Origin of the sequence: Dietzia sp. SYD-A1, from assembly GCF_015356725.1 — a bacterium.
Classification (GTDB): Bacteria; Actinomycetota; Actinomycetes; order Mycobacteriales; family Mycobacteriaceae; genus Dietzia.
Genome location: NZ_JADDKI010000151.1, coordinates 1 through 6,508 on the forward strand (window position 1 = coordinate 1; position 6,508 = coordinate 6,508).

7 protein-coding genes and 1 pseudogene are annotated in these 6,508 nt (G+C 70.9%); 3 read left to right on the forward strand and 5 right to left on the reverse strand.

Annotation, left to right across the window (positions count from 1 at the left end; genetic code table 11):
- Positions 1 to 96: 96 nt before the first annotated feature.
- From IY392_RS07060 to IY392_RS07080, 5 genes are read right to left on the reverse strand one after another with little or no spacing between them, the layout of a single operon-like run.
- Positions 97 to 756, reverse strand: a complete 660-nt coding sequence (locus IY392_RS07060; protein WP_107757090.1) for a class I SAM-dependent methyltransferase — start codon at positions 754 to 756, stop codon at positions 97 to 99.
- A 55-nt stretch (positions 757 to 811) separates the two neighbouring features.
- Positions 812 to 1,228, reverse strand: a complete 417-nt coding sequence (locus IY392_RS07065; RefSeq protein ID WP_228549129.1) for a carboxymuconolactone decarboxylase family protein — start codon at positions 1,226 to 1,228, stop codon at positions 812 to 814.
- Positions 1,225 to 2,223, reverse strand: a complete 999-nt coding sequence (locus IY392_RS07070; RefSeq protein WP_375292900.1) for an NAD(P)-dependent oxidoreductase — start codon at positions 2,221 to 2,223, stop codon at positions 1,225 to 1,227. The genes IY392_RS07065 and IY392_RS07070 overlap by 4 nt, the downstream gene beginning before the upstream one ends.
- Positions 2,220 to 2,972 (reverse strand): SDR family oxidoreductase, encoded by a 753-nt coding sequence (locus IY392_RS07075; protein ID WP_107757088.1) that lies wholly within the window; start codon positions 2,970 to 2,972, stop codon positions 2,220 to 2,222. The genes IY392_RS07070 and IY392_RS07075 overlap by 4 nt, the downstream gene beginning before the upstream one ends.
- A 54-nt stretch (positions 2,973 to 3,026) precedes the next feature.
- On the reverse strand, positions 3,027 to 4,502 hold the full coding sequence (locus IY392_RS07080; RefSeq protein ID WP_309234026.1) for an aldehyde dehydrogenase: 1,476 nt from the start codon (positions 4,500 to 4,502) through the stop codon (positions 3,027 to 3,029).
- Between the two features lie 88 nt (positions 4,503 to 4,590).
- Between IY392_RS07080 and IY392_RS07085 the strand changes: the two genes are divergently transcribed.
- The 3 genes and pseudogenes from IY392_RS07085 to IY392_RS07095 all read left to right on the forward strand — a co-directional run.
- Entirely contained in the window at positions 4,591 to 5,163 is a 573-nt protein-coding gene (locus IY392_RS07085; protein ID WP_107757086.1) for a TetR/AcrR family transcriptional regulator, read from the forward strand.
- A gap of 9 nt (positions 5,164 to 5,172) precedes the next feature.
- Positions 5,173 to 6,387: a cytochrome P450 gene (locus IY392_RS07090; RefSeq protein WP_107757085.1), complete on the forward strand. Its 1,215-nt coding sequence runs from the start codon at positions 5,173 to 5,175 to the stop codon at positions 6,385 to 6,387.
- Positions 6,387 to 6,508, forward strand: a pseudogene (locus IY392_RS07095) (short-chain dehydrogenase); the annotation flags it as partial. The gene IY392_RS07090 and the pseudogene IY392_RS07095, both read left to right, overlap by 1 nt.

A 6,508-nucleotide genomic window follows, 5' to 3' on the forward strand; every position in this document is an offset into this window, starting at 1 on the left:
TCCACACACGGCGCGGCCGCCCGGGCTCGGGTGACGCCTGGAGCGCGGGCGGCCGGTGGGCGGTGTGAGCCGCCGTGCGGGCCGGTGGTGCGGGCCCTACGGCATGGGCGAGCCGACCTCGCCCGAGTCGCGCCGCAGGACGCGCAGCGAGTCCACCGCGCGGACCTCGGTGAACTGCCCGGACTCCAGGGCGCGGCAGTAGATCTCGTAGGGCGGGCGTCCGCCGTCCTCGGGGTTCGGGAAGACGTCGTGGATCAACAGGGCCCCGCCCACCGCGACCCACGGGGCCCAGCCCTCGTAGTCGGCCTGCGCGGCCTCGGAGGAGTGGCCCCCGTCGATGAACACGAACGAGGCCGGCGTGCCCCAGATTCGCGCGACCTGGCGCGACGTGCCCACCGCGGCGGTCACCACATCGTCCAGTCCCGCGTCCCAGATCGTGTGCCGGAACGCCACGAGGGTCTCCAGGCGGCCGGTGTGGGGGTCGACGAGCGCGGTGTCGTGGTACTCCCACCCGGGCTGGTGTTCCTCGGACCCTCGGTGGTGGTCGACGGTGACGATGCTGCCGCCGGTCACCCGTGCGGCCGCGCCGAGGAACACGGTGGACCGGCCGCAGTAGGTGCCGATCTCGACGCCCACGCCGTCGCCCAGGTACTCGCAGGCGATCTCGTAGAGGGTGCGGCCCTCGTCCAGCGGCATGAAGCCGGGGGCGGCGAGCGCCACGTCGAGCAGCGCCTGGTCGATCTCGGGAGCGGTCATGGCACAAACCTATCGCTCATGACTCCGCCCGCGATCCCCGCCCTCGGCCGGGCGCTCAGTCGCGGCCATCGTTCCCCGCCTCGGCCCGCCGGGCGGCCTTCCGGGCGCGCGCGACGTGCGGGCCCACCACGTTGCCCAGCTTGGTGCCGTTCGGCCAGCCCGCGTAGTAGCAGAGGAACAGCACGATCTCCTCCAGTTCCTCGGGTGTCAGCTCGCCGTTGCCCAGCGCGGCGCCCACCTGGATGTCGGCGATGTCCGTGTTCCCCTGAGCGGTGAGCGCGCCCAGCAGGAGCAGGCGGCGGTCGCGGTGGCTCAGACCGGGTCGGGACCACACGCGCCCGAACAGGTGGTCCGCGGTCTCGGCGAAGTAGTCACCCGGCCCGTCGGTCATCTCGAAGCCGTAGACCTCGGTCATCATGGCCAGCCCGCGCTCGCGCTCCGGGGACATCCCGGATTCTGCCGTGTCGCTCATCGTGCTCCCTCGTCGTCGTCGGTGATACCGCCGTCATCCCCGGGCGCGCCCGCGGCGCGGCGGGCGATCTCTCCCGGCCCCACGCCGAAACCGGAGCCCAGGTCGCGCAATGCGATGGTCCCGAGCGGCAGGTCCACCTCCAGCCGCTGCCCGAGATCCAGGGCCAGTGAGAGGTCCTTCTCGCCGAGGCCCCGGACGTGGGTGAAGACACCGTGCCAGAAGTCGTCGGGGGCGATCGGCGCGGTGGTGTCCCGCAACATCACCGCGCCGGCGCCACCGGTGATGGCGTCGGTGTGCCGCACCACGCGGCCCAGCTTGGCGATGTCGAGTCCCGCGGCCTCCGCCAGTCGGGAGGCCTCGGCGGCGGCGGTGAACGAGATGAAGTGCAGCAGGTTGCGGGCCAGCTTCATCCGCGTACCCGCCCCCACCTCGCCGGCGTGGACCGGCAGCGCGGCCCACAGCGCGAAGACGGGCTTGCAGGCCTCGTAGACCTCGCGCGTCCCGCCCACCATCACCGCGAGCTCCCCCTTTTCCGCGCCTGGTGCCCCGCCCGAGACCGGGGCGTCCACCAGGTGTACGCCGTGCGTTCCGCACGCCCTGGCGAGCTCTACGGCCGTGGAGTCGGAGATGGTGGAATGGACCGCCACCACCGTTCCCGGACCGGCCGTGCGCAGGATCCCGTCGGGGCCGTCGACGACGTCACGGACCTGCGCGTCGTCGAGAACCGTCACCGAGACGAGTCTGGCCGTCCGGGCCACCTCGGCCGGTGTCGCGCCGGAGGTGGCCCCCTCCGCGATGAACGGTTCGGTCGCCTCGGGGCGGACGTCGCAGACGACCAGGCCGCCGGGCCACGACAGCAACCGACGGGCGATGGGCGCGCCCATGTTGCCCAGCCCGATGAACCCGACGGGCGCGGGGGAGTCCTCCGGGGAGCCCGGACCCACGGGTGCGGCTCCGGCGCCCTGCCCGGAGATGTCGGCCGGGTTCACGCTCACGACCTGATGACCTGTCCGCCGTCGACGTTGAAGATCTGACCGGTGATCCACGACGCCTCGTCCGAGAGCAGGAAGAGCAGCATCCCGACCAGGTCCTCCGGCTGTCCCATCCTCTTGAGCGGGAGCTTGTCCACCATGTCCTTGACGATGGACTGGGGGGTGGTCGAGCGGTTGGCCTCGGTGTCGATCGGCCCGGGCGCGATCGCGTTGATGCGGATGTTGGACCCGCCCAGTTCGGTGGCCAACTGCTGGGTGAGCCCGTTGACACCCACCTTGGCCAGGCCGTAGAAGCCCGAGTAGAGCCACGCGGCGGTGGAGGACTGGTTGACGATGGCGCCACCGCCGGCGGCCGCCATCTTCTCCCAGCAGGCGCGGACCATGATCAGCTGACCGTTCAGGTTCACCGACATGAACTTCTCGTAGTAGTCCCACGGCACGGTGATGAGGAAGTCGAGTTTCATCCCGCCGAAGATCGCGGCGTTGTTGACCAGCATGTCCAGCCGGCCGAACCTGTCCACGGCGGACTCGGCGCAGGCCCCGGCCGAGTCCGGGTCGGAGACGTCGGTGTGTTGGAAGAACGCCTCCCCACCGGCCGCGGTGATTTCCTGCGCCACGCGCTGTCCCTCGGTGTCCGAGACGTCGGCCACCACGACCTTCGCGCCCTCCGCGGCGAGGGCCTTGGCGTACTCCTCGCCGATCCCGCCGGCCGCGCCGGTCACGATCACGGACTTACCGTCAAAACGTCCCATATCTGTGGTCTCTTCCTTCTCGTCAGGGGTGGTGGTTCGGGTGGGGGTGGAATGTCAGGCCGGAGACGCCACGGACTTGGTCTCGAGGTACTCCTCGAAGCCCTGCCGGCCCATCTCGCGGCCGATGCCCGACTGCTTGTAGCCGCCGAACGGGACGTCGGCGCCGTACCAGACGCCGCCGTTCACCCCCAGGGTCCCGGTGCGGATCCCCGCGACGACCTTCTCGACCCGCCGGGGGTCGGTGCCCCACACGGCGCCGGAGAGTCCGTAGGGGGAGTCGTTGGCGATCCGGATCGCGTCCTCGTCGCCGTCGTGGGGGATGACCACGAGCACGGGTCCGAAGATCTCCTCCCGGGCCACCCGCGCGGTGTTGTCGAGTCCGGAGATCAGCGTGGGCTCCACCCAGAAGCCCCTCGACTTCTCCTCGCCGGAGGGGCGACCGCCGCCGATCTCGATGGTGCCGCCCTCCTCCACGGCCAGGGCGATGTACCCCTCGACCCGCTCGCGCTGGACCGCGGAGATCACCGGCCCGCACAGGGTGCCGGGGTCGGTGGGGTCGCCCGGCGCGAAGGCGGCCATCGCGCCCTTGGCGGCGTCGACGGCCTCGTCGTACTTCTCGCGCGGCACCAGCAGGCGCGTGGTGAGGGCGCAGCCCTGACCGGCGTGGGTGCAGGCGTTGAGGGCCGTCATGAAGCACGCGGCGTTCAGGTCCGCATCGTCCAGGACCACGGCGGCGGACTTGCCACCCAGCTCGAGGAAGACCTTCTTGAGGGTCTCCGACGCGGCCATCATGATCTTCTTGCCGGTGGCGGTGGATCCGGTGAACGAGACCAGATCGACGCGGGGGTCGGTGCTCAGCTGGGCACCCACCCCGTGGTCCGAGGACGAGACCACGTTGAGCACGCCCGCGGGGATGTCGGTCTCCTCGGCGGCGATGCGGGCCACCGCGGCGGCGATGAGCGGGGTGTCCGGGGCGGGCTTGAGCACCACGGTGCATCCCGCGGCCAACGCGGGCCCGATCTTGGCCAGGTTGATCTGGTTGGGGAAGTTCCACGGGGTGATGGCACCGACCACGCCGATCGCCTCCCGGTGCGTCGTCCGGCGGGAACGCACCCCCATCACCTCGGACTCGCCGAGGTCCTCGACCCAGTCGTAGGCCTCGACCAGGTCGGCGAGCCAGCCCAGGTCGGCGACGGGCCCCTCCAGCTGGGGACCGGTGGTGAACATGTGCGGTGCGCCCACCTCGGCGATGGTCAGCGCGCGCAGCTCCTCGGTGTGGGCCTGCAGGGCGTCCCGAAGCTGCCGCAGGCACGAGGCGCGGAAGGCATGATCGGTGGACCACGTGGTGGTGTCGAACGCGGTGCGGGCGGCCTCGATCGCGGCGGCCATGTCCTCCGGGCCGGCGTCGGCGGCGCGGCCGATCACCTCCTCCGTGGCGGGGTTGAGGACGTCGAACGTGCCGCCCCCGGAGGCCGGGCGCAGCTCGCCGTCGATGAGGAGCGGGGCGTCGTAGGTGGTGCTCGTCGTCACGGGGGGCCTTCCGTCAGGGTTGATGGACATCCAGTGGGTAGACAACTGTCTAGACGATAGTCCGGCCAGTGGTGTACTGTCCAGACACATGTCCAGTGACGTGCGTTTCGAATCCACGCGAAGGCGTCTCAACGGCCAGCAGGCCGAGACCGTCGACCGCCTCACCAGCGCGGCCGTCGAGGTCTTGCGCGAGAAGGGGCCGGGCGGCCTCGCGGTCCGGGCGGTGGCGGCCAAGGCCGGCGTCGCCCCGGCCACCGCGTACACCTACTTCTCCTCCAAGGGCCACCTCATCGCGGAGGTGTTCTGGCGACGCCTCCGCGACCACGTCACCGAGGGCGCCTCGGCCGGCACCACGGTGGACAGGGTGGTGGCGGTCCTGCGCGATGTCGCGCTGCTGGTGGCGGACGAGCCCGAGCTCTCCTCGGCGGTCACCGCGGCCCTCCTGGGCGACGATCCGGAGGTGTCCCACCTGAGGATCCGGATCGGTGCCGACATCCGTCGGCGTCTGACGGCCGCGCTGGGTGATGAGGCCGACGACGAGGTGATCGACGCCCTGGAGATGGTCTACGCCGGCGCGCTCGTCCGCGCAGGCATGGGCTACGGCTCCTACTCCGACATGGCGGACGCCATCGAGTCCGCCGCCCGACTCATCCTGAGGTGACCCCGAGACATGACCACCGCGACACCCGCCCCGCTCGTGTTCAGCCCGTACGACTACGCGGTCCACGAGGACCCGTACCCGTTCTACGCCCGGTTGCGCGCCGAGGCCCCCGTGTACCACAACCCGGACCTCGACTTCTGGGCGCTGAGCAAGCATGCCGACGTCCGTGAGGCGTTCCGCGCACCCGACGTGTTCTCCAACTCCCTGGGGGTCTCCCTCGACCCCGCGGCGTACGGTCGGCACGCCTACAAGACCATGTCCTTCCTGGCGATGGACGACCCCAGGCACGCGCGACTGCGCAAACTCGTGAGCAAGGGCTTCACCTCCCGGAGGGTCGACGCGCTCTCGGAGGGAATCGCGCGGATCTCCCGTCGGTACTGGGACGAATGCCTGGCCAAGTCCCGCGACGGCGGCGAGTTCGACTTCGTCCAGGACTACGCGGGCAAGCTGCCGATGGACGTCATCTCGGACCTGATGGGAGTGCCCGAGTCGGACCGCGACGAGCTCCGCCGGCTCGCAGACCTGGTCATGCACCGCGAGGAGGGCGGTCAGGACGTGCCCGAGGACTCGATGGTCGCGGCCCTCGACCTCATCACCTACTACCAGGGCATGGTCGCCGAGCGGCGTGAGGAGCGGACCGAGGACCTGACCTCGGCGCTGATCGACGCCGAGATCGACGGGGAGAAGCTCGACGAGGACGAGATCCTGTCCTTCCTCTTCCTCATGGTGGTGGCGGGCAACGAGACCACCACCAAGCTGCTCGCCAACGCGATGTTCTGGGGGCACCGGAACCCGGACCAGGCGCAGCTGGTGATCGACGCCCCGGAGCGGGTGAGCGACTGGGTCGAGGAGACGCTGCGCTACGACACGTCGAGCCAGTTGGTCCTGCGCACGACGATGCAGGACGTCACGGTCCGCGGCGTCACCATCCCCGCAGACCAGAAGGTGCTCCTGCTCATCGGCGCGGCCAACCGCGACGAGGAGGTCTTCGACGACGCCGACACCTTCCGTCTCGGTCGCGACACCTCCGCCAGTCTGAGCTTCGGGCAGGGACCACACTTCTGCCTGGGAGCGCACCTCGCGAGGCTCGAGGGGCGGATCGCGCTCGACCAGATCTCACGGTCGATCACGGGGTACGAGATCCTCCCCGGCGCCGAGCGCGTGCACTCGTCCAACGTGCGCGGCTTCGCGCACCTGCCCATGCGTGTCGAGGTCAGGCGCTGATGAGTCTGAAGTTCCCCCCGCAGCCGGACGCGTCCGAGCGCCCCGCGCTCGTCACTGGCGCCTCCTCGGGGATCGGTCGCGCCTCCGCGGAGGCGCTGGCGGCGCTCGGGCACCCCGTGGT

Coding starts and splice junctions, on each gene's coding strand:
- IY392_RS07060 (WP_107757090.1), bottom strand. CDS start 756: ATGACCGCTCCCGAGATCGACCAGGCGCTGCTCGACGTGGCGCTCGCC.
- IY392_RS07065 (WP_228549129.1), bottom strand. CDS start 1,228: ATGAGCGACACGGCAGAATCCGGGATGTCCCCGGAGCGCGAGCGCGGG.
- IY392_RS07075 (WP_107757088.1), bottom strand. CDS start 2,972: ATGGGACGTTTTGACGGTAAGTCCGTGATCGTGACCGGCGCGGCCGGC.
- IY392_RS07085 (WP_107757086.1), top strand. CDS start 4,591: ATGTCCAGTGACGTGCGTTTCGAATCCACGCGAAGGCGTCTCAACGGC.
- IY392_RS07090 (WP_107757085.1), top strand. CDS start 5,173: ATGACCACCGCGACACCCGCCCCGCTCGTGTTCAGCCCGTACGACTAC.